Raw genomic sequence first — 26,482 nt, forward strand, 5'->3', positions numbered from 1 at the left:
TCTGCGCGACTTTGCCCGGCGCAGCTCCATCTGAAAGCGGCTGATTTGCCGCCTGTTGTCCGCTGCGCGGTGTGCGTATAATCGACCACTTTATGAGCAAGAAGCGCGTTATGCAGCTGGTTCGAGGCCTACACAACTTGCGGCCCCAGCATCGGGGCTGTGTCGCCACCATCGGTAATTTCGACGGCGTCCATCGTGGTCATCAGGCCATTGTGGCGCGGTTGCGTGAGCGTTCCGCCGAGCTCGGCGTGCCCAGCTGCGTACTGATTTTCGAGCCGCAGCCGCGCGAGTTTTTTGCCCCAGATGTGGCGCCGGCGCGCTTGGCGCGGTTGCGCGACAAGCTGGCTTTGCTGGCTGCCGAAGGCGTTGATCGGGTGCTGTGCCTGAGCTTCAACCGCCGCCTGCGTGAGCTGAGCGCTGCCGAGTTTGTGCATCGCGTGCTGGTGGAAGGTCTGGGGGTGCAGCATCTGGAAGTGGGCGATGACTTCCGCTTCGGCTGTGATCGCGCTGGTGATTTTGCCTTTCTGGCCGAGGCCGGTGAGCGCGAAGGCTTTAGCGTTGAGGCTGCCAGCACGGTTGAGCTGGATGGCATTCGCGTCAGCAGCACGCGGGTGCGTGAAGCCCTCGATGCCGGTGATTTTGCCTTGGCGCAGCACCTGCTCGGCCGCCCCTTCCAGATCGCCGGACGGGTGCTGCACGGGCAGAAGCTGGGCCGTCAGCTGAATGCGCCGACCGCCAATGTGCAGCTTAAGCGCAAGCGGGTGCCGCTCAAGGGCGTGTACCTGGTTAGCACCGAGATCGACGGCCAAACCTGGCCGGGCGTCGCCAATATCGGTGTGCGCCCCAGTGTTGCAGGTGACGGCAGTGCCCACCTGGAAGTGCATTTGCTGGACTTTGCCGGTGATTTATATGGCCGGCGTTTGACGGTGGCTTTCCACCACAAGCTGCGCGATGAGCAGCGTTTCGCCTCCCTTGAGGCATTGAAGACGGCAATTGCTGCCGATATTGCTGCCGCCCGTGCCCATTGGCGCGTTTAAGCACCCAGCGTCAACTGCTGGGTGCCAATCGCTTACGAAGAGCCTGACATGACCGATTACAAAGCCACGCTGAATCTGCCAGATACCCAATTCCCGATGAAGGCCGGTCTGCCGCAGCGCGAGCCGCAGATTCTGCAGCGCTGGAACGAGATTGGCCTGTATCAGAAGCTGCGCGCGCAAGGCGAAGGCCGGCCCAAGTTCGTTCTGCACGACGGCCCGCCCTATGCCAATGGCAGCATCCATATCGGTCATGCGGTCAACAAGATCCTCAAGGACATCATCACCCGCTCCAAGACCCTGGCCGGCTTCGACGCGCCTTATGTGCCGGGCTGGGACTGTCACGGCCTGCCGATCGAGCACAAGGTGGAAACCACCTTCGGCAAGAACCAACCGTCCGACCTGACCCGCGAACGCTGCCGCACCTATGCTGCTGAGCAGATCGAAGGGCAGAAGGCCGACTTCGTTCGCCTCGGTGTACTGGGCGACTGGGACAATCCCTACAAGACCATGGACTTTGCCAACGAAGCGGGCGAAATCCGCGCGCTGGCCGAGATGGTCAAGCAGGGCTTCGTGTTCAAGGGCCTGAAGCCGGTCAACTGGTGTTTCGATTGCGGCTCGGCGTTGGCCGAGGCGGAAGTCGAGTATCAGGACAAGAAGTCCGATGCCATCGACGTCGCCTTCCTGGTTGAAGATGCCGACAAGCTGGCCGCTGCCTTCGGTCTGGCCAGCCTGGCGAAACCGGCTTCCATCGTGATCTGGACCACCACGCCCTGGACCATTCCGGCCAACCAGGCGCTGAATGTTCACCCTGAATTCACCTACGCCTTGGTCGATACCGGCGAGCGCTTGCTGCTGCTGGCCGAAGAACTGGTAGAGGGTTGCCTGGCCCGTTACGGCCTGCAGGGCGAAGTGATCGCTACGGCTCAGGGCGCGGCGCTGGAGCTGATCCGCTTCCGCCATCCGTTCTATGAGCGCTTTGCCCCGGTCTATCTGGCTGAATATGTCGAGCTGGGTGCCGGTACCGGCGTGGTGCACTCGGCTCCGGCCTACGGCGAGGACGACTTCCGTTCCTGCAAAGGTTACGGCATGAGCAACGACGACATTCTCAGCCCGGTGCAGAGCAACGGCGTGTATGTCAGCGACCTGCCGTTCTTTGGCGGTCAGTTTATCTGGAAGGCCAACCCGGCCATCGTTGCCAAGCTGGAAGAAGTCGGCGCGCTGCTCAAGCACGAAGCCATCCAGCACAGCTATATGCACTGCTGGCGGCACAAGACCCCGCTGATCTACCGCGCCACCGCGCAGTGGTTTGTCGGCATGGATAAGCAGCCCAATGAGGGCGCTACCCTGCGTGAGCGCGCCCTGAGCGCCATCGAGCAGACCGCGTTCGTTCCGGCCTGGGGCCAGGCGCGCCTGCACAGCATGATTGCCGGTCGTCCCGACTGGTGCATCTCGCGTCAGCGTAACTGGGGCGTGCCGATTCCGTTCTTCCTGCACAAAGCCAGCGGCGAACTGCACCCGCGCAGCGCCGAGCTGATGGAAGAGGTGGCCAAGCGTGTCGAGCAAGCAGGTATTGAGGCCTGGTTTAAGCTGGACGCCGCCGAGCTGCTGGGTGACGAGGCCGCTGACTACGACAAGATCAGCGACACCCTGGACGTCTGGTTCGACTCCGGCACCACCCACTGGCACGTGCTGCGTGGCTCGCACAACCTGGGCCACGCCAGCGGCCCGCGTGCCGACCTGTACCTCGAGGGCTCCGACCAGCACCGCGGCTGGTTCCATTCATCCTTGCTGACAGGCGCGGCCATCGACGGCCACGCGCCGTACAAAGAGCTGCTGACCCATGGCTTCGTGGTCGACGAGAACGGCCGCAAGATGTCCAAGTCGCTGGGCAACGTGGTCGCCCCACAGGAAGTGAATGACAGCCTGGGCGCCGATATCCTGCGCCTGTGGGTGTCGTCCACCGACTACTCGGGCGAGATGGCGGTGTCCAAGGTTATCCTGCAGCGCAGCGCCGACTCCTACCGACGCATCCGCAATACCGCGCGTTTCCTGCTTTCCAACCTCAGCGGTTTCGACCCGGCGCAGCATCTGCTGCCGGCTGAAGACATGTTGGCGCTGGACCGTTGGGCGGTCGACCGCGCCCTGTTGCTGCAGCGCGAGATCGAGGAAGCCTACGACAGCTACCGCTTCTGGAACGTCTACCAGAAGGTGCACAACTTCTGCGTGCAGGAGCTGGGCGGCTTCTACCTCGATATCATCAAGGACCGCCAGTACACCACCGCCGCTGATAGCGTGGCGCGGCGTTCCTGCCAGACGGCGCTGTTCCATATCGCCGAAGCCCTGGTGCGCTGGATCGCGCCGGTGCTGTCGTTCACCGCGGATGAACTGTGGGAATACCTGCCAGGCGCGCGTAACGAATCGGTGATGCTCAATGGCTGGTATCAGGGCCTGAGTCCACTGCCGGAAAGTTTCGAGCTGGACCGTGCGTTCTGGGAGCGGGTGATGGCGGTCAAGGTCGCGGTGAACAAGGAAATGGAAAACCTGCGCGCAGCCAAGGCCATTGGCGGCAACCTGCAGGCGGAAGTGACCCTGTACGCTGAGGACAGCCTGATCGCCGATCTGAACAAGCTGGGCAACGAGCTGCGCTTCGTACTGATTACCTCCACCGCCAGCCTGGCGCCGCTCGCCAGCGCGCCAAGCGATGCTGTGGAAACCGAAGTCGCGGGGCTCAAGCTGAAAGTGCTGAAGTCCGGTCACGCCAAGTGTGCCCGTTGCTGGCACCACCGTGAGGATGTCGGGGTGAACCCGGCGCACCCAGAAATCTGTGGTCGCTGCGTGGACAATATCGAAGGCGCCGGCGAGGTTCGTCACTATGCGTGATGCTCTCCCCGGGCATGCTGATGTAGGAGCCAGCTTGCTGGCGATCCTTGGCGCATGGCCAGCAAGCTGGCTCCTACGGGTCGAGGGCCGAGCATGAGCGCACGCTTCGGCAAACTGCCCTGGCTCTGGCTAAGCCTGGCGATCTTTGTGCTCGATCAGGCGAGCAAGTTCTGGTTCGACAACAACCTGAGCATGTACCAGCAGATCGTGATCATCCCCGATTACTTCAGCTGGACCCTGGCCTACAACACCGGCGCGGCCTTCAGCTTCCTGGCCGATGCCGCCGGTTGGCAGCGCTGGTTCTTCGCCGCGATTGCCGTGGTGGTCAGCGCGGTGCTGGTGGTGTGGCTCAAGCGCCTCAAGCCAGGCGAAACCTGGCTGGCATTGGCCCTGGCGTTAGTGCTTGGCGGCGCGCTGGGTAATCTGGTCGACCGCGTGGTATTTGGCCATGTGGTTGATTTCATCTTGGTGCACTGGCAGCACCGCTGGTATTTCCCGGCCTTTAACGTGGCCGATATGGCAATCACCGGCGGCGCCATCCTGCTGGCACTGGATATGTTCAAAAGCGAGAAGCCCGGAGAAACCGCCCATGACTGACTCTCTCCTCCAAGAGCTGCGAATCGGCCCGAACAAGCAAGTGACTCTGCATTTTGCCCTCAAGCTGGACAACGGCGATGTGGTTGACAGCACCTTCGATAAAAAGCCTGCCACCTTCAAGATCGGCGATGGCAACCTGCTGCCGGGCTTTGAACAGGCCATCTACGGACTGAAAGCGGGCGACAAACGCAGCCTGTCGATCAGCCCGGAGCAGGGCTTTGGCCAGGGTAATCCGCAGAATATCCAGGTCATGCCGCGCGGCCAGTTTCAGGATATGGAACTGTCGGAAGGCTTGCTGGTGATCTTCAATGATGCCGCCAATGCCGAGTTGCCCGGCGTGGTCAAAGCCTTCGACGACAGCCAGGTGACCATCGATTTCAACCACCCGCTGGCCGGTAAGGCGCTGAGCTTTGAGGTGGAAATTATTGAGGTCAAAGCGCTCTGAGCAGCGCAGTATTTTCGTAGGGTGGGTTAGGCGCGCAGGCTGAGCTTGAGTTCGGAACCGGTTGTTTGGCGCGCCGTAACCCACCATGGTTCGTATGTCGGGCACCCTGCTGTTGGGCTGCGCGGTATTCGTGGCTTATGCCGCAATGTGCCGCTAACCCCAGCTACGGCATCTTTCGTTTACGCGCGCCGAGATAACCAGCATGCATATCAAACTCGCCAATCCCCGTGGTTTCTGTGCCGGCGTCGACCGCGCCATTGAGATCGTCAACCGCGCTCTGGAAGTCTTCGGCCCGCCGATCTATGTGCGTCATGAAGTGGTGCACAACAAGTTTGTGGTGGAAGACCTGCGCTCGCGTGGCGCCGTGTTTGTCGAAGAGCTGGACCAGATACCGGACGACGTTATCGTCATCTTCAGTGCCCACGGCGTGTCTCAGGCCGTACGCAACGAGGCCGAGCGCCGTGGCCTAAAGATCTTCGATGCGACCTGCCCCTTGGTGACCAAGGTGCATATGGAAGTGGTGCGCTACAGCCGCGAAGGGCGCGAATGCATCCTGATCGGCCACCAAGGCCACCCGGAAGTCGAAGGCACCATGGGCCAGTACGACGCCAGCAACGGCGGCGCTATCTACCTGGTAGAGGACGAAGCGGACGTCGCCGAACTGCAGGTACGCAATCCAGAGGCGCTGGCCTTCGTCACCCAGACCACCCTGTCGATGGACGACACCAGCAAGGTCATCGACGCCCTGCGCACGAAATTTCCCGCCATCGGTGGCCCACGCAAGGACGACATCTGCTACGCCACCCAGAACCGCCAGGACGCGGTCAAACAACTCGCCGCCGAATGCGATGTACTGCTGGTCGTCGGCAGCCCCAACAGCTCCAACTCCAACCGCCTGCGCGAACTGGCCGAGCGTATGGGCACCCCGGCCTACCTGATCGATGGGGCCGAAGACCTCAAGCGCGAATGGTTCGACGGCGTTGCCGGAGTTGGCATCACCGCAGGCGCTTCTGCCCCGGAGGTGTTGGTGCGGGGAGTGGTAAACCAGCTACGGGCCTGGGGGGCGGCTGAGGAGCTTGAACTGGAAGGGCGGCCCGAGAACGTCACCTTTTCTATGCCCAAGGAGCTGCGAGTTCGCCAAATTTAATGGTTCAGCTTGAGCTAACTGTTGCGGTATGTTTCAGCGCTATCAGCAGCGTATTCAGCCGGCTTACTGCGGTGGCGGTTGCGCGCATTATTCAACACGCAATTGGGACATAACCTAAATCAAGGCGTGACACCTTCGAATATGGGAGGTCGATCAAGATAGCGATTCAGCTTTCGCTGTGGATAGTCCTGCTGTCCAGCCTCATCTCAGCGCAGCTTTGTAAGTGAGGCTCAACCATTCGTGCTCTCGCAGGGCACAATCAAGGCAGCAACTATCCGCATTGCCAGTCTCAAGGGTTTGGTTGAGTGTTGGGTCACAGAAAATAAACAGTTAACACGGGTATAGCCAATTTAATGGCATCTATGCGTTACAGGCTGTTGTTGTGCTTTTTTTGATCCTAATTCTACCGCTTGCGTTCATGATTAGTCGGCGAGTTACAGCCTTACTGCTTGCGGTGCATAAGGTGATGGTTCCCGCCTGAAACCCGCCGCCTATCAGCTTTGGCCTTCCGCTGGGAGTGAAGCGAATATAGCTAGTTACTGGAGTATTGCCGCGAGCGAGTATTTCATCGAGTTTCTCCGTGATTGCTATCACGGGTTCGTTTTGGTTGCGGGTACCATCGTTATTATGATCAACGAAAACTTTCCAGCCATTGGACCAAGAATCAGCATTTGTCATAACTAGCACGGGTAGATTACGTTTAACGGCTTCGCTGCGTGCGATCGCAGCGCTTAAGAATAGATCCTGTGTTGCTTTTCGAAGTTTTTGCTCGTAGATCATGTTATTTAGTTCTGGGATTCCAATGCTGATTAGCAATGAGAGAATGCCTAGGTAGGTCATCAGTTCAAGCAGAGTAAAACCATGTGAGCGAATATGCATATTTTCTAGCTTCCGTGCTGGGCAGGTCTCACTCCTGTGAGCCCTCTGGGTTGGCCAACGTTCTGTAGCCGCTTTATATCTGTAGCTGTTCGTTAGGAATATGCAAATGAGCATTAGCCGGCCGAGACGAAGAAACTGCTAGAAAATTCTTTCAGATTTGGCATGTTCATGCTGCGCAGCTTGCTGGCTATTTACTCGGGAGACAAACGCTCACCCAGCATATGGGTCACCAGCTCGAAGCGCTCGCTACCCGGCAACAGCTTTCGCTTCGGTCAGCACACCTAGCTGCGGACCTGCATCTGCGGTTGCGCCCCACGGGCCGAGTAGCCTCCACAGGCACCTCGATTGCACCGCAACTCCCTACTGATGGTTGAAGGGGATCGGGTGATCAAGCAGGCAATCTTGCGCAGGCTGAAGCCCTGAGCACGACCGATTTGATTGGTGGCGCGCTCTTCAACGCTGAGTTCGGTATAAGGCATAGGGACAGCACCGTACCGGAAAGGTCAGGTGTTGCACTCAAATTTTGCCGCCGCCGTGCTTTACCGCAATCGGCATTTGGTGAAAAACGCTTTTGCCAGGTTGAAGCACTACCGGGCAGTGGCATCTCGCTTCGATAAGCTCAAGAGAAACTACGAAAGCGTGATGGCCATGGCATGGCCTTTCCATGGTGCCCATGTGAAACGGCTACAGACCTTAGGTCCTTGCAGCGCGGTCTTGGGACAGGATCTTTTGACTTGACCGATCATTCTGGAGAATTTGCCAGTCGTCTAATTGGGTGGTGTGATTCGGTAAGCAGAGTGCCATGCTCTGGTATCAGTCTAATCGGGTGGAGATAAGGGGTATGGGGAATTTAAGATCAAACAAACTTCAGATGGGATTTACCCTGATCGAAGTGATGATAGTCGTGGCCATCATTGGCATTCTTGTCTCCATTGCCTATCCCTCGTACCAGCAATACATAATTCGCTCCAATCGTGCAGATGCCCAGGCGTATTTGCTAGATCTAGCCCAGCGTCAGCAGCAGTACCTGATGGATGTCCGTACGTATGCAGGTAGTGAGGGCGCGCTCTCTGCGACAAAGCCTGCAACCGTCGATACTAATTATTCGATCACCTTTGTGACAGCCAATAGCCCGCCGACCTTCACCATTACTGCCTCGCCGCAGTCGGGAATTCAGACTGGAGATGGTGACATTAGTATCGATCAGGCAGGTAACAAAATCTGGAATGGGGGGAGCTGGTGAAACTATTCGCATTTACTAGCCCGGCTCAGGGGTTCAGTCTGGTCGAGTTAATGGTCACTGTGGCGCTTGTTGGCATCTTGGTTTCTATTGGGGCGCCAGCTTACAGAACGATGATTGAGGGGCAGCGAGTCAAATCGGCCACGGTGGATTTGCATTCAGCGCTTGTATTGACACGTTCAGAGGCCGTTAAGTTTAACAAAAAAGTAACGCTTAGCCCTGCTGCGGATGGGTGGAGTTCGGGCTGGAGTGTTGCCAGCCCGATAGCAGGCGAGCCCGCTTTACTGACTCACTCGCAGAGCAGCGGTGTCGCTATCACTGGCCCAGCGGGAGCGATTACATTCAGTGCATCTGGTAGAGCGCAAAACATAGAGTTCGAAGTTACATCGGATGAAGACACTTCTCAGGTCCGCTGTGTTCAATTGGATGCCAGCGGTCGGGCGAGTTCGAAAACAGGGGGGTGCTGAAATGGGTTCTCTATTCTTTGCCCGAAACCACCGAGGTTTCACCTTGATTGAGGTCATGGTGTCTGTACTTATACTTGCTGTTGGTCTTTTGGGTGTGGCGGGGATGCATGCGCGCATAGTGAATGCTCAGTTTGATGCCTATCAGCGGGCCCAAGCCATGCTTTTGCTGGAGGATATGGCCAGTCGCATTCATGCGAATCCTGAAGATGCGCGTGATGGTTCATATGGCGGTTCCACTGTTTTCGGACTGAGCAGCAAAACCTGCGATAACACCGCAAGTTCAGTTGAGGACGACACGGCTTGCTGGAATGAAGCGTTGCGCGGTGTTGGTATCTCTGGTTCGGGCGGTACTTCGCTGGGCAGTATGATTGGTGCTCGTGGGTGTATCGAGAATATATCTGGCGGAGGAACCGCTCCCCGGGTTATTCGTATTACGGTTGCTTGGCAGGGGATGACGCCCACCGCTGCTCCTGCGCAGACCTGTGGTCAGAACCAGTTTGGTGATGACTCTTTGCGCAGAGCCATTTCACTGGATGTCACGCTCGCTTACTTGGGTGAGGTATGAGGATGGACTCTGGCAAGCAGCTACTTGGCCTCCAGCAAAAAGGTATTACGCTGATCGAAGTCATGGTCGCGATGCTGATTGGTTTATTTATCCTGGTCGCAGTCTCGCAGGTGCTAATAAACAGTGGGCGTATTCGCAACGAAGTTGAAAGTACCGGCAGGCAGCTTGAGAATGGCGCGTTTGCCCTTAACCTGCTCAGGGACGAGCTGAATAATGCTGGCTTCTGGGGCGAGTCGGGTGCTCAGGAGGATTCTGTAGCTGGCGCACCTCCTTTGTGTCCAGAGACTCTTGACGAGCTTACCCATGCCATGGCCAATCCGGTGCAAGGTACTGCTGCGGGGTCTACAAGCTGCGAAACTGGAAAAGGTGGAGGAGCGTCCATAGCGATTCGCCGAGCCAGTTCTTGCGCCTTGAATTCCCCAGATTGTCAGGCGGTCAACCAAGCATATTTCTATATTCAGGTGCCTGCCTGCGCCGCCGATGCAAATATAGGTACAGCTGTATTAAAGCGCGGTACAGCCGATCTGACAGCGCTCAACCTTAAGTGCGACGCTGCAATTTTAGCCCCGATTTATCGTTACCTCAGTCGTATCTATTACCTGACGAGTAATGACGAATTGGTGCGTATGGAGCTTGGCGCAGATGGTTATAGCTCATCGGGCGCACTGGTCGATGGTGTTGAGGGGCTGCATTTTAGTTACGGGCTCGATACCGACGGCGATGCTCAAGTTGACGAGTTTAATGACGCGCCTACCCCAGCACAGTGGCCGGATGTTATAGCCGTGCGTATTTGGCTTGTAGCACGAAATCTCGAGGCGACTCCTGGCTATACCGACACTAACAGCTACTCCTTGGGTGGCTTAACTTATGAGCCTGCCGCCTACAAGAATCACAAGCGGCAGACCTATTCGACTACCGTATTCCTGAAGAATGTGGGCGGCCCGAGGGAAGTACAATGAAACCGCGAGCAGCATTCACTTTTCCAGATTCCCAGCAAGGTATTGTGCTGCTGGTCTCATTGACCATGCTACTACTGGTTACTTTGATAGTAGTGTCGGGGTTTAATCTGACGCAGACCAACCTCAAGGTGGTGCACAACCTTGAGAGTCGGGCGTTGGCCCGCCATGCAGCCGATTCAGCGCTCGAAGAGGCGCTTAGCTCGAACCTCTATTTGTCTGGGTCCGTGTTTGTATCATCCTGCGAAAAGCAAAACCAGAAGTGCTACGACATTAATGGTGATGGGCTCAATGACGTTAAAGTATTTATCGAGTTGAGTTGCACCATTGCCACACCGCTAAGCAATGACAATATTGCAAAGCGTATGGGCGTTACTACTTTCCCCACGCTTGCTGAGGGTGAAATTCCTGACGCCTTCGAGGGTGGTGGCAGTGCTTGGAGCAGCTGTCAGGGTGATACGCCCAATGGCAATTCGTTGTGTTCTGATGTGGTCTGGGATTTCCTAGCCACTGCGACCGATTTGCAGACGGGGGCGGAGGTGAAAGTTCGCCAGGGTGTAGCTTCTCCGGCAGACAGTAATACGGTCAGCAGCATTTGTGATTAATTGGAGGTAAGTTTGCCATGAATATCTTGCATACCCTGCGTAATGCTTTTGGGCTTGCTATCGCGCTATCGCTCAACTGTGCTGCAGTTAATGCCGAAGATATTGATATCTTTGTCGGCAATAGTACCACCGCTGCTGGCTTGCCGAATGTCGTCTTTGTGCTAGACAACACTTCCAACTGGTCACGTCAAAGCCAGCAGTGGCCGGGCGGCCTGGCTCAGGGGCAGGCCGAGGCACGGGCGATCAAAACATCATTAACAGCCCTGATCGGTAAGGCCAACGTTGGCTTGTTCGAGTTCACTACATCGGGTAACGCCAGTCAAGATGGCGGCTTTGTGCGTTTTAACTTACAGCAACTAACGGCTACCAGTAAGACCCAGTTGGATATCGAGCTTGATGAGATTTTTAACAACATCAACGGCACAACGGAGAAGCGTAACGCTGGTACCCCCTATGGCAACTTGATGTATGACCTGTACAACTACTTGGGAGGAAAAACACAGAGCTTTTCAGGCGGCGGTACTGAGCCTACTAAAGCTGACAATAGCGGCTATTCTAGCCAGTACAGCACTTTCCGATCGCCATTAGATGCGGCCAATGCTTGCGCCAATACCTATGTGATCTTTATAGGTAACCCGAACAGTAGTGGTCCTTCTGCAGACTCATCCACTAACAGTGCTGCGCTGAGTGCCTTGTATGCAGCGCTGGACGATTCAGCAGACGGTTTGGCGACTACGTCTGGCACTGCGCCGATACCCATTCCAGAATTTACGGTGACAACCGTTACCGAGCCGTCTACTAAGTTGGGTTATTCTGCAGCCTGTTATACGGATGCAGACGTAGCCAGTTGTAATGTGGCAGAAACAACCAGTGGTCTATGTCTGAATAAGACTGACTGTGCCTGCGATGCCACCGACAGTATTACTACGGGTGGTACCCCCGCTTGCAAAACCACAGGTAATAGCAAAACTAAGCGCTTTGCAGTGAAGCAAGGTGGTGGTACCAGTACGGTTGTGGCGCCCTCCGGTGGATATGATGCTGCTGCGGGCTTGCCTTGGAACTTTGACGACTGGGCCAAGTTCCTGCATGACTATGGTGTTCCTATCACCGCTGTCAATGAGGCGGGCCTTAGTTTTGAGCAGCGGGTCAAGGTGGTTACCTACACCATCGATGTATTCAACAAACAACAGAATGAAGATCATACAGGCTTGATGCTAAGTGGTGCGCAAGTGGGTGGTGGGCGTTACTTTGCAGCCAGGAACGAAGACGCTATTGTCGATGCAATTACTACGGCACTTTCCGACATACTGTCTGTTAGTTCGACTTTTGCTGCCGTCACCTTGCCGCTCAGTGCCACTAACCGCGCCCAAAGCGAGAACCAAGTATTTATTGGCATGTTCCGCCCTGATCAGGCGGCCAAACCTCGTTGGTTCGGTAACCTCAAGCGCTATCAGGTCGGACTGGAAAATGGCGAGCCGTTCCTGGCCGATGCTACCGGTGCCAATGCGATCAACCCGGTTTCCGGTTTTGCTGCGGAGTGTGCGCAGAGCTACTGGAGTACTGACTCTGCTGACTATTGGGCCGGCCTAGGTATAACCCCAGCCCCGACCAGTCAATGCATTGGTAGTATCTACGACCAGTGGTCTGATCTGCCCGATGGGCCTTTTGTCGAGAAAGGCGGCGCAGCTCAGATTTCGCGCAAGAGCGACCTGTCTGCACGCAATTTGTTAACCGCAAGCGGTAGTTCGCTAACAGCGATGAGTGTGACCCAGTTGGATGGAGATCAGGACCTGTTTGACTATCTGCTCGGTAGCAAAACAGGAGAGGGTGAGGCGGCCCCAGCCAGTGGTGGTCGGCCCAGCATTCACGGTGATGTGATTCACTCAAGGCCGTTGACCGTTAACTATGGTGGAAGTACCGGCACCTATGTTTTTTACGGTAGCAATGATGGCTTGTTCCGTGCGATCAAAGCCTCTACTGGTGGCGAGTCATGGAGTTTGCTTGCGCCGGAGCACTACGGGCTAATTCAGCGTCTGTATAGCAACCTACCGCTGGTTAAATTTCCTAATCAGCCGGCTAGCTTAACGCCTGCACCCACCGCCAAGGATTACTTTTTTGATGGCTCTACCGGGCAGGTTGTTACCTATAACGAGAACGACCAAGTAGACAAGGCCTACATCTACCCGACCATGCGCCGCGGCGGTCGTATGGTGTACGCCCTGGATGTAACCTCGCCTGCTAGCCCCAGTTTGCTATGGCGTCGGGGCTGTGATGCGATGGGCGCAGGGGCTAGTTGCGACTCTGGGTTTTCCGATCTTGGCCAGACTTGGTCCACACCCAAAGGCGCTTCGTTGTCAGGCTATACCAGTGGCGAGGTAGTCATGTTCGGTGGCGGATATGACACCTGTCTTGATGCCGATCAGGCGGCTTACCCATGCAGCTCCTCCGCTAAGGGCAAGGGCATCTATATACTGGATGCCAGAACCGGCGCTCTTCTTGCCGGGCCAGCCCAGCTGCAGACAGACGCTCCGGTGGTGGCTGATTTGACTTTGGTCGACATGGATGTAGATGGTAAAACCGATTTTGCTTACGCGGCCGATGCAGCTGGTGGGCTCTATAGAATCAGTTTTGCTACCTTGGGCGGACAAGGTGGACTGACTGCGCTGGACAAGGCAGCATGGAGTATTACCAAGCTGGCGTCTGTCTCCGGAAGTACGCGACGTTTTCTCAATGCCCCGGTTGCATTTGCGCTGAAGGATCGCGTGTTCCTTGGTTTAGGTTCAGGCAATCGAGAGCGTCCTCTGGAGAGCAATTACCCGTATTCAGCTTCAGTGCAAGATCGCTTCTATGTGCTGGCTGACTTCCCAAGTATCAGTACTGCCGAAGTTGATCTGGATGGCAGTGATATGCTGGCAGTAGAGGTATCTCCGGGTGAGGGAGTAGATTGTGCTGCCAAGGGTAAGCGTGGCTGGTCTTTAAGCATGCCGGACCGTGGCGAGCAGGTCGTTAATCCCGGGGCTTTCTTGGGTGGCAAGGTCTTCTTCAATAGCTATCGTCCGGGTGGCAGTTCGGTGGGTGTCTGCAGCAGGCCATTGGGGCTAGCCAGAGGTTATGAGGTAGACCTGTTGAGCCCTGCGTGCAGTGTTGTCACGACTGAAATTCCGGGTGGTGGAATGCCGATTGCCCCAACGACCGCAACTGTTAATGTGGTATGCCCTGCGGGCTCTACAAGTTGCACTCCGGGTGAAGATACCGCGGTGTCTATTTGTATCGGTTGTAAGGGGCTGGATCCAGACAAGATTTTGGCTACACCACCGACTACCCGCAGTCGCAGTTACTGGAGTGGTGATGTAGACCGTTGAGGCTATAAAAGTGTAAAACGGCCAGCCATTACGGCTGGCCGTTTTTGTTTATAGAGCAGGTGAGAACCAGTATGCCGACAGACGTTTTAATAGTGGGCGCAGGGGCGTTAGGATTACTTTCCGCCCTTGAGTTGGCATCTTCTGGATTGCCGGTAGTGGTACTGGATGCCGGCGTTGCTGGGCAGGAGTCCTCCTGGGCCGGCGGTGGCATTGTCTCGCCGCTTTACCCGTGGCGGTATAGCCCGGCGGTCACGGCGCTGGCGCATTGGTCGCAGGATTTTTACCCGCGTCTCGGTGAGCAGTTGCTGGCGCAGACGCAGATTGACCCTGAGGTGTATGTCAGCGGGTTGTATTGGCTGGATCTGGATGACGAAGCTGAGGCGCTTGTTTGGGCGCAGCGTGAGGGGCGGCCGCTGCAGCGTGTCGATTTGGCGGCGGTAGAGCGTGCGGTGCCGGCGCTGGCTGAGGGCTTTGGGCGGGCGGTGCAGATGGCGGATGTGGCCAATGTGCGCAACCCGCGCCTGGTCAAGGCGCTGCGTGCGGCGCTGGAGCAGATGCCGAATGTCAGCTTGCATGAGCAGTGTGCGGTCAGTGGTTTTATTCGCCGGGGTGGGCGGGTCACGGGCGTACATACGGCGCAGGGTGATATGCATGCCGATCAGCTGGTGCTGACTGCGGGGGCCTGGAGCGCTGAGCTGATGAAGACCCTTGGCGTCGAGTTGCCGGTGGTGCCGGTCAAGGGGCAGATGATTCTGTACAAGTGCGCTGAAGATTTTCTGCCTGCCATTGTGCTGGCCAAGGGACGCTATGCGATTCCGCGGCGCGACGGTCATATTTTGATTGGCAGCACACTTGAGCATGCGGGGTTCGACAAGACGCCGACCGACGAGGCACTGGCCAGCTTAAAGGCTTCGGCTATCGAGTTGTTGCCGGCGTTGGCGGATGCCGAGGTGGTGGGGCACTGGGCAGGATTGCGGCCTGGTTCGCCCGAGGGTATTCCGTTTATTGGGCCCGTGCCGGGACATAATGGCCTGTGGCTGAACTGCGGGCATTACCGCAATGGGCTGGTGCTGGCGCCGGCGTCTTGCCAGTTGCTGGCGGACCTGATGCTGGGGCGTGAGCCGATTGTCGATCCTGCGCCTTATGCGCCGGCTGCGCGGCTTGGCTCCACGCCCTAGCCCTCTCCCTGGTGCGGCGCGGAGGCTCGTGGCCTTGGCGAATTATGCTGAGTCTATTACACCGGGGGCGGAGCCAGCTTGCTGGCGCCCGGCCTGGTTGATCGCCAGCAAGCTGGCTTCTACACCGCTGGTGGGCGTTCAGTCGATGCCGAGTTTCTTCAGTCGATAGCGCATTGAGCGAAAGCTCAGGCCCAGGCGTTGCGCGGCGGCGGTGCGGTTCCAGCGGGTTTCCTCCAGAGCCTGCATGATCAGCTTGCGTTCGATGGCTTCGAGGTAGTCTTCCAGATTATCGATCTGCGCGAGGTTGGCTTCGCCGTTTTCACTGATGGGCGCGCTGTCGGCCAGGCGCAGGTCGTTGGTGGTGATGCGGTCGTCTTCGCACAGGGTGTAGGCGCGTTCGAGCATGTTTTCCAGTTCGCGCACGTTGCCGGGAAAACGGTAGCTCTTGAGCTTCTCCAGGGCGTCGTCGTCCAGTTTGGCCGGGCTGAGGCCAGTGCCGTCGGCCAGGCGCTTGAGCATGATGTCGGCCAGCAGGGCGATGTCTTCGCGGCGTTCACGCAGGGCGGGCACGCGCAGTTCGATCACGTTGAGGCGGTAGTACAGATCCTGGCGGAAACGTCCGGCCGCGACTTCGCCGGCCAGGTCCTTGTGGGTGGCGCAGAGGATGCGTACATCGACGATCAACTCCTGCTGGCCGCCTACGGCGCGCACGGCTTTTTCCTGAATCGCGCGCAGCAGCTTGACCTGCATCGGCAACGGCAGGTCGGCGACCTCATCGAGGAACAGGGTGCCGCCGTTGGCGGCCTGGAACAGCCCTTGTTTGTCTTCGATGGCGCCGGTGAAGCTGCCTTTTTTGTGGCCAAAGAACTCGCTTTCCATCAGCTCGGTGGGAATCGCGCCGCAGTTGACCGGGATAAAGGGCTGCTCGCCGCGCGAGCCTTGCTCATGGATCAGCCGCGCGACCAGTTCCTTGCCGCTGCCGGACTCGCCGCTGATATACACCGGGGCCTGGCTGCGCGCCAGTTTGAGAATCTGTTTGCGCATGGCCTTCATCGGCGGTGAGTCGCCGAGCAGGCGGCTGTCCACCGGCAGTTCTTCGCCATCGGCGCTGCGCAGGCGCAAGGCGGCGGCGACCAGTTCGCGCAGGCGGCCGAGGTCCACCGGTTTGGTCAGAAAGTCGAACGCGCCGGCTTTCAGCGCGTTGATCGCGGTGTCCAGGCTGCCGTACGCGGTGATCATCGCCACCGGCACTTGCGGGTGACGCAGCAGGATATGCTGGACCAACTCCAGGCCGGTGCCGTCGGGCAGGCGCATGTCGGTCAGGCACAGGTCGAAAGGCTCTTTGGCCAGCCACTCCCGCGCCTCTTTGACATTGCGTGCGCTGCGGGTGTCGAGCTTCATGCGCCCCAGGGTGATTTCCAGGAGTTCGCGAATATCGGGTTCGTCATCGACGATCAGGGCTCTCTGGCGGGTCATGGTCAGCTCAGTTTGCGCGGGTGAGCGAAGGTGATACGCAGGCAGCTGCCGCCACCTTCACGAAGTTTATAGGCGAGGCGGGCCTGATTGCTTTCGCACAGCTCGCGGGAAATATACAGGCCCAGGCCGGTGCCTTTGTTTTCCGTGGTGTAGAACGGCTCGAACAGGTGATGCAGTTGTTCTTCGGCAATGCCGGGGCCGTCATCCAGGACCTCAAGCACCGGCAGCTCGCTCTCCGGGTCGCGGAACAGTTTCAGCCAGACTTGCCCCTGCTTGTTCTTTTGCGCGCTGTAACGCAGGCCGTTTTCCACCAGGTTGCTCAATACCTGGGTGAGTTGGTGCGGATCCATGCGGGTTTGGATGCTGCCGCCGCTGGTTTCCAAGTGCAGGGTCTGGCCCGGGGCGGCGCTGCTGCGAAACTCACTGGCGAAACGGTGTAGCCAGTACTTCAGATCCAGCAGTTGTGGCTCAGCCTGGCGGCGCCGCGAGAGCTGCAGAACGTTCTCGATCACCAGATTCATGCGCCGCGAGTGATCTTGAATAATCTGCGCCAAGCGCAGATCCGGCCCGGCTAACTCTTCTGACTCCTGCAGCAGTTGCGCGGCGTGGCTGATGGCCCCCAACGGGTTGCGAATCTCATGCGCAATGCCCGCAGTCAGGCGGCCCAATGAGGCGAGCTTGAGCTGTTGCGCCTGCTGGGCGATTTGCGAAATGTCATCAAGAAAAATCAGGGTATGGTTGTGTTCGCCGCGTTGCAGGGCAATAAAGCTCGGCTGTAGCACGCGGCCATCGGGCGCTGCTTGCAGGCTGGCCGGGCGCAGGCTGGGGTTGTGTAGCCATTGCTGCATGCGCTTGATCAGCTCCGGGCAATGCGGATCGAGGATCTTGCCGGTCAGGTCGGCGTGCCCCAGCAGGTGGTTGGCGCCCTGGTTGGCCAGCAGTACGCGATGCAATTCATCCAGCACCAGAATGCCGGTGCGCATGCGTTGCAGGATCAGCGCGTTAAGCGCTTCCAGGTTGGCGACATCGGCAGCGCGCTGTTCGGCCAGGCTTTCACTGACTTGCAGGCGACGGGTCAGGCCCTGCACGAACAGTGCGGCAGCGAAGCACAGCGCCCCGAATGCACCAACCTGGACGTATTGTGCGGCCGCCGCGGGCCGGCTGAGGCTGAGGTAAAAGGTCAGGTAGATCATGCCAATCGCTGCAACGGCAGCAATCAGCAGGCCGATACGTCCGCGCAAGAGGATATTGGTGATGGCCACGGCGACGATCAGCAGGTTGCCAATGCCGCTGGGCGTACCGCCGGCGGCGTAAAACAGGCCGGAGAGCAGAATCACGTCGACCAGGGCCAGGCTGAAGACCTGCGTCAGGCCCTTGGGACGGCGCACGGTGGCGATGATCAGGACGTTAAGCACCAGATACAGCCAGCTGCCATTGCGAAACAGCGTCGGGTGCATCATGTCCAGCAGTTCGCTGTCCAGGTTGCTGGATACCAACAGCGTCAGGGTAATGCCGATAACCAGGCGGTACAGGTGGTAGAGCCGCAGGATTCGCCAGCTTTGCTCTCCGCTCAGGGAGAAATCAGTGCTCACTGGATTGTGGGCCTTGTTCCAGATGGGCCTGGCTGCAGAACCATTGATTGTCCTTGGTCAGCGCGTGATCGCGAGGGACATGGGTGCCGCAATGCTCGCAGCGCACCATAGGCGTAGGGGGCGGGCTGGTGTTGCGGTCTTCTGGGCGAGGCGCCGCTGATCGAGTAAAGCGCCGCCATAGCCAAAACGCAGCCGCAATAATGGCAATCCAGAACAATAAGCGGAACAGGCCCATGGCGCTCTCTTTCTATCGGTAAGCCGGCAGTTTAGCTAACCCACCTGCGTGCGCCCAGCGCTGAAACAGTGCGCTGAACGGTGTTTTGCGCTGCGTTGCGCAGTAGGCGGTGCTGGGCGCTGGGCTGTTGCTTGGTGTGGCGAGGTGGTGCGCTTGTCGAGCGGTTACAACAAAGGCGCACAAGCAGCTGCCTGTGCGCCTCTGGTGGCGGCGATCAGACGAAGCAGAGCGTCAGCGGTTCGGCGATGTAGGCAGGTTTTTCTGAACCTTCGATTTCCAGCACGACCTTGGCCTTGAGCAGCCATTGGCCAGGATTCTTCTCATGGGCGTCGGTCAGGCTGACCACCAGGCGGACCTTAGAATTGACCTTCACCGGCTGGATAAAGCGCACGCTGTCCAGGCCATAGTTGACGGCCATCTTCAGCCCTTTGGGCATGATCATGATGCCTTCCATCAGCTTGGGCACCAGCGACAGCGAGAGGAAACCGTGGGCGATGGTGCTGCCAAACGGGGTGAGCTTGGCTTTTTCCGGGTCGACGTGGATGAACTGGTGATCGCCTGTGCATTCGGCGAACTGGTTGATGCGCTCCTGGTCGATGGTCAGCCATTCGGAGCGGCCGAGTTCTTTACCGATATAGCTGGGCAATTCGGCGGCGGGTACTGATGTCATGGTTTCTCCTTGAAGACGCAAGTGTTGTTTTTTTTGGGGGCGTAAATCCTTCTGCCCTAAGATCATCATGGGTTTGCCGCAGGGTCAAGTGTCTCGTGTGCACGCCGTAAACGTTGCGCCAGTGCCGCGCTAGCGCTGTAAGCCGGCCCTTGCCGGGTACTTCTGCTTATAATGCGCGGCACTGCGACTGGGATCATACGCTTCGGAGATTACCCATCATGCTGCTACGCGGCCTTTCCTGGCTGGTGCTGTGCCAGTTGCTTGGCACTGCGCTGAATGTCCTGCTAATTCCTATCCTGCCGGGGCCGATCATCGGCATGTTGCTGCTGTTTGGCTTTCTGCTGCTGCGTGGCGAGGTGGGCGAGCCGCTGCACCTGGCCGCGACCAGCCTGTTGAAATACCTGCCGCTGCTGCTGGTGCCGCCGGCAGTTGGGGTGATGGCTTATGCCGAGGATATTTTTGCCGATTTCTGGGCGATTGCCGGTGCGCTGTTGCTGTCGCTGTTGATTTCGGTCGTCTTCGCCGGCTGGCTGATGCAGAAGCTGATCGACCGTCAGCAACGCCGGGAGGACGCATGAGTCTGGAATGGCACGCCGCCTGGCAGGCGCTGATTCATCATCCGCTGTTTGGCGTGGGTATCACCCTCGGCGCCTACCAGTTGGCGATTGCCGCTTACGAGAAAACCCGCTGGGTGTTTCTCCAGCCGGTGCTGGTATCGATGCTGGCGGTGATCGGCATCCTGCTGGCGTGCGGCCTGACCTTTGCCGAGTACAAGGACAGCGCCGCCGCCCTGACGCTGTTCCTCGGGCCGACCACGGTGGCCCTGGCGGTACCGTTGTTCCTCAATCTGCGGCGCATTCGCCAGCTGTTCTGGCCGACCTTGATCACCCTGCTGGTGGCCGGCGTAGTCGCCACCGTGCTGGGTATTACCCTGGCGTGGGCCTTTGGCGCCGAGCAGATCATGCTGATGAGCATGGCGCCGAAATCGGTGACCTCGCCGATTGCCATGCTGGTGGCCAATCAGATTGGCGGGATTGCCGCCCTGGCGGCGGTGTTCGTGATGATTACCGGGGTTATCGGTGCCATCGTCGGCCCGGCGTTGCTCAAACGCTGTGGCGTGCAGCATCCGGCCGCGCTGGGCATGGCCCTGGGCCTGACCGCGCATGCGGTAGGCACCGCACGGGCATTGCAAGACAGTGAAGAGTGCGGCGCGTTTGCCGCCCTGGCGATGAGTTTGATGGGGGTGTTCACTGCCGTCTTGCTGCCGCTGGCTGTTCTGTTGTGGCTATAAGGAGGCGCCTATGACCCTACCGCTATTTCCACTGAATACCGTGCTGTTCCCCGGCTGCATGCTTGACCTGCAGATTTTCGAAGCACGCTACCTGGATATGATCAGCCGCTGCATGAAGCAGGGCCAAGGCTTCGGTGTGGTCTGCATTGTCGATGGCGCCGAGGTGGGCGAGGCGGCGGGGCAGTTCTCGGCGATAGGCTGCGAGGCGCTGATCCGGGATTTCCAGCAACGGCCCAATGGTCTGCTGGGAATTCGCGTCGAGGGTGGCCGACGCTTTCGCGTGCAGCGCGCCCAGGTGCTGCCGGATCAGTTGACCCTGGCCGAAGTCGAGTGGCTGGACGAGCAGCCGGAGCAGGCGCTGGAGGCTGAGCATGCCGATCTGGCGGCGTTGCTCGGTGCGCTAAGCGCTCACCCGCTGGTGGCATCGCTGGGCATGCCGAGCGAGCCGGCGGGCCAGGAGGCGTTGGCCAATCAACTGGCCTACCTGTTGCCGCTGGACGCCGAGCAGAAGCTGCAATTGCTCGACACCCCCGAGGTGCAGCTGCGTCTGCAGCTGTTGCAGCGGCTGCTGGAGCGGCTGCAGGGCGAGCGTCAGTAACGGTACAGCAGCAGGCCGGCGGACAGCTGCCAGGTGGTGATGCCGCCGAGCAGGGCGATAACCGCTGGCAGCAACAACCACCAGACTCTTGCGGACAAGGCCGGCAGTGGCGTGCGCCACTGCACCAGCGCCAGGCTCAGGGCGCAGAAACAGGCGGCCAGTAGGGCGCCGGCGATGATGTCGCTAGGCCAATGCACGCCCAGGTAAATCCGCGAGCCGGCAATTGCGGCGGCCGGCAGGCAGGCCAGCAGCAGCCAGGTCAGGCGCATACGGGGCGGTTGCCCGCGCCCGGCCAGTACCCCAAGCAGCAGGCAGAAGGCGAAGGCCGCCGAGCTGTGCCCGCTGGGAAAGCTGAAGCTGTTCAACGGCTCCAGCAGCACATCGGGGCGGCTGCGGGCGAAAAATGCCTTTAGTGCACCGTTGGCCAGGGCGGTGCCGAGCAGGGTGCCAATGGCCAGGCAGAGCGGGCGCCATTGCCGAGTCGCCAGCAGAATCAGGCACAGCAGCACGGCGGCGGCCAGCTGTGTGGGCAGATCGCCGAGGCGGGTAATCAGCACCATCAGCCTGTCCAGGTTGCTGTTGCGATGCTCCTGCAGCAATGTCAGCAGGCCCTGATCGAGCTGGCTCAGCTGCGGCCAGCTAAGCATCAGGCCAATCAACAGGATCAGGCTTGTCGCCACCGTCAGCAGGCTGGTGTGCCGTTGCCCGCGCAGGCTGCCGTGCACGCTAACGCCCACCACCAGGGCCATGCCGGCAGCAATCGCCCCGGCCTGCGGCCAGAAACCGTCCGGCAGCGGCAGGCGCATGGCGGCGCCAGTAGCCCAACCGGGCAGCATATAGGCGATCGACCAACCGATACCGGCCAGCAGACTGACGAGAAAGAAACGCACGAAGGGCATATCGAACATGCCGGCGACCATTGGCAGCATGGGCCGTAGCGGGCCGATAAAGCGCCCAACCAAGAGGCTGGCGACGCCGTACCGCACAAAGTAGCCGTGGGCACTGCTCAGCCATTGTGGGTGATGGCGCAGTACCGGCAGGCGGCCGATATCCTGATGAAAATAGCGCCCCAGCGCATAGGACAGGCAATCGCCCAGCAACCCGCCGCAAAACGCCAGCAGCAGGGTTTCCCCCAGGCCCAGCGCGCCGTTGCCGGCCAGCGCGGCGACGGCGAACAGCAGCACGGTGCCGGGTACGAGAATGCCGACAATCGCCAGGCATTCGCCGCAGGCCAGCAAGAAAATTGCCAGGCCCAGCCATTCGGGGTTGGCGCTTAGCCAGAGGGTCAGGGTGTCGAACCATTGGCTCATTGGTGGTCATCCGTGGGGGTTAGCAGGTGATAGTCCTGGCCGGTCAACTGGCCGCGGCGCAGCGGGTTGCGCGTGCAATGGTGAGCGAAGGCGGCGTCGACGAAACGGTAGGGCAATTGTTCATCACGGCCATGGGGGATGCCCAGGCGCGCGCATTGCACGATCTGTTGCGGGCGCTCGCCGATATCTTCGACAAACAGGCGTTGCTCATCGAAGGGTTGCGCGTCCCACTCCGGCACTTTCAAACCCAGCGATTTGCACAGCAGGGTCTGCCCGGCGCAAAGGGTTTCGCGGTTGCGTATTCTGCCCCGGGCGTCGGGATTGTTCGCCTGCATTTGCACCAGGGCGCCTGCGCCGCTGTGCGCGTCCGGCCAGGGGTAGGCGGATTTGATCAGCACTGCATTACCCGGGCCCTGGGCGCTGAAGTTCAGCGAGTCGCCGCCCCGGGCGTAGTACATATAGATATGCCCGCCATCCATAAACAGTGCGCGGCGTTTGTGGGTGTAACCGAGGGACGCATGGCTGCCTTTCTCGCTCAGGTAGTAGGCCTCGGTCTCGATAATTCGCGCGCTGAGCCAGCACTCGCCCTGTTTATGGCGGATCACTTTGCCCAGCAGCTCGCGGGCCAGCAGGCGCGCGTCGCGGTCGAAGAAGCTGGCCGGTAGGGCGCGGCCTTGGGGCCAGGGCAAACTAAGGTTGGGATCGGCTGGCATGTGGTGTCACGGTCACTCGGCAGGGCATAGGCTGGGGCTGTTGCCGTTTCGCGCGCTCAGCTGAGCGCCGTTTAACGGCTTGTGATCATAACAATAAGAGTCTTAACCATGCCTGAACGTGCCCGCGTTAGCAGTGCCCATATCAGCCCCAGCGCCCATTACACCGGTTATATCTGGTACCGCCATCAGCTGGCGGATGCGGCCTTTGCTACCGGCTTCGGGCGTTTTGTGCATGCTTTGCTCAGCCCGATCACCTGGGGCGCGCGGGTCGGTTTCGGCCTGGATATCGAGCAATTTCTGCTGCAACGGCATCTACAGATCGATGCCCAGCTGACGGCGGCGATTGAGCAGGGCGGGGTGTGTCAGGTGGTGGAAATCGCCTGCGGCCTGTCGCCGCGCGGCCGGCGCTTTACCGCACGTTACCCGCAGCTGCGCTACGTCGAGGCCGATCTGCCGGTGATGGCGGCGCGCAAGCGCCTGCTGCTCAATAGCGAAGGCTGGCTGGGCAGTCAGCATCAGGTGCGCGCGGTGGATATCCTCGCCGAGGAGGGCAGTAAAAGCCTGGCGGCACTGTTCGCCGAGCTGGATCACAGCAAGCCGGTGCTGGTGATCACCGAGGGGTTGGTGAATTACTTCGAGCTGGCGCTGATCGAATCGTTCTGGACGCGTTTGGCCGAGCAGCTGCGCCAGTTTCCTCAGGCCACCTACCTGACCGAGCTGTATCCCGATCTGCGCGAGCACCCGCGCTATCGCCAGCTGCGCTGGGGCGTCGGCCTGATCGGGCGGCTGACCCGTGGCAGTTATCCACTGCACTACCGCAACGATCAGGCGATTGTGCAAGGCTTCCAGCAGTGCGGCTTCAATCAGGTCGAGGTATTCGATCCGAGCCGCACCAGCCAGGCGCTGGGCCTGGCACCGTCGCGCAGTGCCGGCTTGGTGCGGGTAATCGAGGCGCGCGTTTAAGCGCAGGCGGCTGCCGGCAAGGGTTGTAGCTGGAATTGCGTCGCCAGCGCCTGGCTGGCCTGCTGGTCGCTGTGTGGGAAGACAAAGGCCAGGCCGTTTTGAGCCTGGCGCAGGGGTAGCAGGGGTTGGGCGGGCAAGTCCTTGCACAGCAGTTGCCAGCCGCGCGTGCCGCGAATCGCCGGCAGATCGGCCTGCAACAGCCCGCCGAAGAAGCCCAATTCGCTGACCTCCACCCGCCACTCGCCACCCTCGGCATGCTGCAGGCGCGCCTGGCGCTGGCTGGGCGGCCGGCGTGGTTCGTGGCGTTTTTCCAATTGCAGCAGTTGCTGCTGGGCCAGCAGGCTGCTGCCTGGGCTGCGGTTTGGCAGGGCTTCGCCGCGCAGAAACGGCTTGTACAGGCTGGCGCAGGCGTCGCGTTGTTCGAATTGCGCCAGGTGGTCGGCGTTGTGGATCAGCGCACAGCTGGCTTGGGCGCAGGCGGCGGCAAAGTGCGCATGCTCCCAGGGCTGGGTGAAATGGTCATATTCGCCGGCCAGCACCAGGGTCGGACAGCTGGGGTGCGCGTGAAAACCCTGGAAATCCAGCAGGCGCTGGCTGTTCTGCCGGTAGCGCTCGATATCGGCGGCTGACAGGCGCTGAATCTGCCGCAGCAGCGCCTTGCGAAAGACTGGGGCAACACCGGTCTGTTCCAGGCGCAAAGGGTTGAGCAGGCCGGTCAGCGCGCCATGGGCAAAGGCCTCGCAGCGACCTTCGGCCAGCAGCGCCAGGCCTTCCTGCAACAGCAGGCGCGCGCCGGGACGGCCGAAGGCGGTGATCCCGGCCAGCAACACGCGGGCGCAGCGCGCTGGGTGGCGGGCGGCAAACAGCGCGGCCAGGGCCGAGCCGTAGGATAGGCCGATCGGCATCAGCGGCGGCAGGTCGAGTTCCTCGGCGAAGGCGGCGATCAGGTCGGCCAACTGTTCCAGGCTCAGCTCGGGTGCTAGTTGCAGGTTGCCGCCCTGGCTGGGCAGGTCGAGCAGGATCACCGGGTGTTCGCCGAGCAGCTCGCTGACCTCGGCGGCAAACGAGCGAAAGCTCTGGAATGCGCCGCCCAGCAGCAGTACGGGCGGTCGCGGGTCATGGTGGCGGCAGGCGTAGGCCTGATAGTGCAGGCGCAGGTCGCCGAGGTGCAGCACCTGGGGGGCTTCGCTGAGTTGTGCGGCGCAGTAGTCGGTACGGTAATACATGCTGATCCCACCCCGGCGGTCGGCCGCCTGTCTTGCTTTTAATGGCAAGGTAAACATTCGGACGGTTTTTGTTTACCTAACCTTCGGGCGGCAGCGTGGTGCTGCTGTCACTGTTTCACCGGGTGGCCTGCGGTACGTGGCCTGGTGGCGTTACCGCCGGTTGTGGCGAACGCTATGTCTACCGTCCGCCGCGCAGCGCTGGGCGTGGAGCGGCGCGCCCGTTATACTCAGCGACTTTTTTCAACCGCCAGACCTGCCAAGACCATGACTGAGTCCGTGCTCGACTATATGACCCGCCTGGGACAGGCCGCCCGCAGCGCTTCACGCGTGCTGGCGCGTGCCAGTACCGCGCAAAAGAATCGTGCCCTGCAGGCCGCCGCCGCCGCGCTGGATGCGGCCCGCAGCGATTTGACCGCCGCCAACCAGCTGGACCTGGCCGCCGCCCGCGCGGGTGGTCTGGAGCCGGCCATGGTCGACCGCCTGGCGCTGACCCCGGCAGTAATCGACTCGATGATCGAAGGCCTACGGCAGGTCGCCACCTTGCCCGATCCCATCGGCGAGATCCGCGATATGCGTTACCTGCCGTCGGGAATTCAGGTCGGCAAGATGCGCGTGCCGCTGGGTGTGATCGGCATCATCTACGAGTCGCGGCCGAATGTGACCATCGATGCCGCCAGCCTGTGCTTGAAATCTGGTAACGCCAGCATTCTGCGTGGCGGCTCCGAGGCGATTCATTCCAATCAGGCGATTGCCCGTTGCATTCAGCTCGGCCTGTCTGAAGCTGGCTTGCCGGCATCGGCGGTGCAGGTGGTGGAAACCACGGATCGCGCCGCCGTTGGTGCGCTGATCACTATGCCCGAGTACGTCGACGTGATCGTGCCGCGTGGCGGCAAGAGCCTGATCGAGCGCATCAGCCGCGACGCCAAGGTGCCGGTGATCAAACACCTGGACGGCGTCTGCCATGTGTATATCGACATCGCCGCCGATCTGGATAAAGCCATTCGCGTTGCCGATAACGCCAAGACCCAACGCTACTCACCGTGCAACGCC

At 59.8% G+C, this 26,482-nt stretch carries 25 protein-coding genes and 2 pseudogenes; 18 read left to right on the top strand and 9 right to left on the bottom strand.

The features are described from left to right. Nucleotides 1-110: 110 nt before the first annotated feature. From ribF to ispH, 5 genes are all read left to right on the top strand, one after another. Nucleotides 111-1,037: a bifunctional riboflavin kinase/FAD synthetase gene (gene ribF, locus WA145_RS16150; RefSeq protein ID WP_422582541.1), complete on the top strand. Its 927-nt coding sequence runs from the start codon at nucleotides 111-113 to the stop codon at nucleotides 1,035-1,037. A 48-nt stretch (nucleotides 1,038-1,085) separates the two neighbouring features. Beyond that, nucleotides 1,086-3,917 carry an isoleucine--tRNA ligase gene (gene ileS / locus WA145_RS16155; RefSeq protein ID WP_422582542.1) on the top strand — a complete coding sequence of 944 codons (2,832 nt, stop codon included), beginning with the start codon at nucleotides 1,086-1,088 and terminating at the stop codon, nucleotides 3,915-3,917. Nucleotides 3,918-4,010: 93 nt separating this feature from the next. Next, nucleotides 4,011-4,514, top strand: a complete 504-nt coding sequence (gene lspA / locus WA145_RS16160; protein WP_422582543.1) for a signal peptidase II — start codon at nucleotides 4,011-4,013, stop codon at nucleotides 4,512-4,514. Further along, nucleotides 4,507-4,959: an FKBP-type peptidyl-prolyl cis-trans isomerase gene (fkpB, locus tag WA145_RS16165; protein WP_422582544.1), complete on the top strand. Its 453-nt coding sequence runs from the start codon at nucleotides 4,507-4,509 to the stop codon at nucleotides 4,957-4,959. Before lspA ends, fkpB begins: the two co-directional genes overlap by 8 nt. 202 nt (nucleotides 4,960-5,161) lie before the next feature. After that, nucleotides 5,162-6,106: a 4-hydroxy-3-methylbut-2-enyl diphosphate reductase gene (ispH, locus tag WA145_RS16170; RefSeq protein ID WP_422582545.1), complete on the top strand. Its 945-nt coding sequence runs from the start codon at nucleotides 5,162-5,164 to the stop codon at nucleotides 6,104-6,106. A gap of 360 nt (nucleotides 6,107-6,466) precedes the next feature. Here ispH and WA145_RS16175 read toward each other — a convergent pair whose 3' ends face one another. Together WA145_RS16175 and WA145_RS16180 are read right to left on the bottom strand one after the other, a co-directional pair. Next, a complete protein-coding gene (locus WA145_RS16175; RefSeq protein ID WP_422582546.1) occupies nucleotides 6,467-6,985 on the bottom strand; it encodes a GspH/FimT family pseudopilin in 519 nt (172 codons plus the stop codon). 194 nt (nucleotides 6,986-7,179) lie between these two features. Then, nucleotides 7,180-7,464, bottom strand: a pseudogene (locus tag WA145_RS16180) (transposase); the annotation flags it as partial. 58 nt (nucleotides 7,465-7,522) lie between these two features. Between WA145_RS16180 and WA145_RS16185 the strand changes: the two are divergent. From WA145_RS16185 to thiO, 8 genes and pseudogenes are all read left to right on the top strand, one after another. After that, a pseudogene (locus tag WA145_RS16185) lies at nucleotides 7,523-7,639 on the top strand (IS5/IS1182 family transposase); the annotation flags it as partial. A gap of 148 nt (nucleotides 7,640-7,787) precedes the next feature. Next, nucleotides 7,788-8,228, top strand: a complete 441-nt coding sequence (locus WA145_RS16190; RefSeq protein WP_422582547.1) for a type IV pilin protein — start codon at nucleotides 7,788-7,790, stop codon at nucleotides 8,226-8,228. Beyond that, the gene (locus WA145_RS16195; RefSeq protein ID WP_422582548.1) at nucleotides 8,225-8,692 is read left to right on the top strand and encodes a GspH/FimT family pseudopilin; all 468 of its coding nucleotides are present in this window, start codon (nucleotides 8,225-8,227) and stop codon (nucleotides 8,690-8,692) included. Before WA145_RS16190 ends, WA145_RS16195 begins: the two co-directional genes overlap by 4 nt. 1 nt (nucleotide 8,693) lies before the next feature. Continuing rightward, the gene (gene pilV, locus WA145_RS16200; protein WP_422582549.1) at nucleotides 8,694-9,257 is read left to right on the top strand and encodes a type IV pilus modification protein PilV; all 564 of its coding nucleotides are present in this window, start codon (nucleotides 8,694-8,696) and stop codon (nucleotides 9,255-9,257) included. Nucleotides 9,258-9,259: 2 nt separating this feature from the next. After that, nucleotides 9,260-10,216 carry a PilW family protein gene (locus WA145_RS16205; RefSeq protein ID WP_422582550.1) on the top strand — a complete coding sequence of 319 codons (957 nt, stop codon included), beginning with the start codon at nucleotides 9,260-9,262 and terminating at the stop codon, nucleotides 10,214-10,216. Then, nucleotides 10,213-10,818 carry a hypothetical protein gene (locus WA145_RS16210; RefSeq protein ID WP_422582551.1) on the top strand — a complete coding sequence of 202 codons (606 nt, stop codon included), beginning with the start codon at nucleotides 10,213-10,215 and terminating at the stop codon, nucleotides 10,816-10,818. The genes WA145_RS16205 and WA145_RS16210 overlap by 4 nt, the downstream gene beginning before the upstream one ends. Before the next feature lie 17 nt (nucleotides 10,819-10,835). Then, on the top strand, nucleotides 10,836-14,180 hold the full coding sequence (locus tag WA145_RS16215; protein ID WP_422582552.1) for a pilus assembly protein: 3,345 nt from the start codon (nucleotides 10,836-10,838) through the stop codon (nucleotides 14,178-14,180). Nucleotides 14,181-14,251: 71 nt separating this feature from the next. After that, entirely contained in the window at nucleotides 14,252-15,358 is a 1,107-nt protein-coding gene (gene thiO / locus WA145_RS16220; RefSeq protein WP_422582553.1) for a glycine oxidase ThiO, read from the top strand. Nucleotides 15,359-15,496: 138 nt separating this feature from the next. Here thiO and WA145_RS16225 read toward each other — a convergent pair whose 3' ends face one another. The 4 genes from WA145_RS16225 to WA145_RS16240 all read right to left on the bottom strand — a co-directional run bounded on the left by WA145_RS16225 (nucleotide 15,497) and on the right by WA145_RS16240 (nucleotide 19,331). Continuing rightward, nucleotides 15,497-16,834, bottom strand: a complete 1,338-nt coding sequence (locus WA145_RS16225; protein WP_422582554.1) for a sigma-54-dependent transcriptional regulator — start codon at nucleotides 16,832-16,834, stop codon at nucleotides 15,497-15,499. Nucleotides 16,835-16,836: 2 nt separating this feature from the next. Beyond that, on the bottom strand, nucleotides 16,837-18,426 hold the full coding sequence (locus WA145_RS16230) for a sensor histidine kinase (protein ID WP_422582555.1): 1,590 nt from the start codon (nucleotides 18,424-18,426) through the stop codon (nucleotides 16,837-16,839). Further along, a complete protein-coding gene (locus WA145_RS16235; RefSeq protein ID WP_422582556.1) occupies nucleotides 18,416-18,661 on the bottom strand; it encodes a PP0621 family protein in 246 nt (81 codons plus the stop codon). Before WA145_RS16235 ends, WA145_RS16230 begins: the two co-directional genes overlap by 11 nt. A 214-nt stretch (nucleotides 18,662-18,875) precedes the next feature. Continuing rightward, nucleotides 18,876-19,331 (bottom strand): MaoC family dehydratase, encoded by a 456-nt coding sequence (locus WA145_RS16240; RefSeq protein ID WP_275961931.1) that lies wholly within the window; start codon nucleotides 19,329-19,331, stop codon nucleotides 18,876-18,878. A 218-nt stretch (nucleotides 19,332-19,549) separates the two neighbouring features. On the opposite strand from WA145_RS16240, the gene WA145_RS16245 reads away from it, so the two are divergent. From WA145_RS16245 to WA145_RS16255, 3 genes are read left to right on the top strand one after another with little or no spacing between them, the layout of a single operon-like run. Then, nucleotides 19,550-19,909, top strand: a complete 360-nt coding sequence (locus tag WA145_RS16245; protein ID WP_422582557.1) for a CidA/LrgA family protein — start codon at nucleotides 19,550-19,552, stop codon at nucleotides 19,907-19,909. Nucleotides 19,910-19,911: 2 nt separating this feature from the next. Continuing rightward, nucleotides 19,912-20,622, top strand: a complete 711-nt coding sequence (locus tag WA145_RS16250) for an LrgB family protein (protein ID WP_422582564.1) — start codon at nucleotides 19,912-19,914, stop codon at nucleotides 20,620-20,622. Nucleotides 20,623-20,632: 10 nt separating this feature from the next. Next, nucleotides 20,633-21,220: an LON peptidase substrate-binding domain-containing protein gene (locus WA145_RS16255; RefSeq protein ID WP_422582558.1), complete on the top strand. Its 588-nt coding sequence runs from the start codon at nucleotides 20,633-20,635 to the stop codon at nucleotides 21,218-21,220. Here WA145_RS16255 and WA145_RS16260 read toward each other — a convergent pair. Next, entirely contained in the window at nucleotides 21,214-22,530 is a 1,317-nt protein-coding gene (locus tag WA145_RS16260; RefSeq protein WP_422582559.1) for a bifunctional DedA family/phosphatase PAP2 family protein, read from the bottom strand. The genes WA145_RS16255 and WA145_RS16260 overlap by 7 nt on opposite strands. After that, a complete protein-coding gene (locus WA145_RS16265; RefSeq protein WP_422582560.1) occupies nucleotides 22,527-23,243 on the bottom strand; it encodes a DNA-3-methyladenine glycosylase in 717 nt (238 codons plus the stop codon). Before WA145_RS16265 ends, WA145_RS16260 begins: the two co-directional genes overlap by 4 nt. A gap of 108 nt (nucleotides 23,244-23,351) precedes the next feature. On the opposite strand from WA145_RS16265, the gene WA145_RS16270 reads away from it, so the two are divergent. Continuing rightward, nucleotides 23,352-24,206, top strand: coding sequence for a class I SAM-dependent methyltransferase (locus WA145_RS16270; protein ID WP_422582561.1), 855 nt, complete (start codon nucleotides 23,352-23,354; stop codon nucleotides 24,204-24,206). Here the strand turns inward: WA145_RS16270 and WA145_RS16275 are convergent. Beyond that, entirely contained in the window at nucleotides 24,203-25,432 is a 1,230-nt protein-coding gene (locus WA145_RS16275; RefSeq protein ID WP_422582562.1) for an alpha/beta fold hydrolase, read from the bottom strand. The genes WA145_RS16270 and WA145_RS16275 overlap by 4 nt on opposite strands. Before the next feature lie 264 nt (nucleotides 25,433-25,696). On the opposite strand from WA145_RS16275, the gene WA145_RS16280 reads away from it, so the two are divergent. Beyond that, the coding region (locus tag WA145_RS16280) for a glutamate-5-semialdehyde dehydrogenase (RefSeq protein WP_422582563.1) at nucleotides 25,697-26,482 on the top strand (786 nt) is incomplete at its 3' end.

The organism is Pseudomonas sp. (assembly GCF_049301935.1).
In the GTDB taxonomy this organism is placed as follows: domain Bacteria; phylum Pseudomonadota; class Gammaproteobacteria; order Pseudomonadales; family Pseudomonadaceae; genus Aquipseudomonas.